Origin of the sequence: Nocardioides sp. CPCC 206348 (assembly GCF_048654705.1) — a bacterium.
In the GTDB taxonomy this organism is placed as follows: domain Bacteria; phylum Actinomycetota; class Actinomycetes; order Propionibacteriales; family Nocardioidaceae; genus Nocardioides.
Window position 1 is genome coordinate 1 of sequence record NZ_JBMCZA010000089.1, and the last position, 681, is coordinate 681.

Here is a 681-nt window from a genome sequence, read left to right on the forward strand (position 1 = left end):
GCGGCAGGTCGGGGGACCGTACTTCGACGAGCTCGAGGTGGGCCAGGTCTTCGGCACTGCGCCCGGCTGCACGCTGACGCAGGGCCGCGCCGCCCAGCACCAGGCGATCGTCGGCGACCGGTGGCGCCTCGCACTCGACGACCACCTTGCGCGGGAAGTCGCCGGAGCGCCGCTCGCCAGCCCGGCCCTCGTGTGGAACGTCGCGATCGGGCAGTCGACGCTCGCCACCCAGCGCGTGCGGGCCAACCTCTTCTACCGCCGACTGGCGCTGCTGCGGCAGCCCCTCATCGGCGACACCCTCCGCACCACGACCACGGTCGTCGGTCTGCGCGAGAACACCCGGCGTGAAGGTCGTCCGCCGACCGGTCTTGCGGCGCTGCACATGAAGACCATCGACCAGGACGGTCGCCCGGTGCTCGACTTCTACCGGTGCGCGATGCTTCCGCTGAGTCGCGACGCCGGCCCCACTGGCCGCGCCGATGATCTCGACGCGATCGGCGCCGACCTCCCCCCGGTCGAACCGACCGCACTCATCCCCGCGTGGGACCGCGCGGCTTACGTGGACGGCCGAACTGTCGGAGTACTCCCGACGGAGGGTGAGGTGTTCGAGGTGGCCACCGGTGACGTCGTCTCCAGCGCCCCGGAGCTCGCCCGACTGACGCTCAATGTTGCCGCGGTCCA

1 protein-coding gene is annotated in these 681 nt (G+C 71.8%); it reads left to right on the forward strand.

Translation table 11 applies throughout. From position 1 onward, the window contains the following. Positions 1–681 (forward strand): MaoC family dehydratase (locus ACOADB_RS04720; RefSeq protein ID WP_378596776.1); only part of this gene is annotated, 681 nt, incomplete at both ends.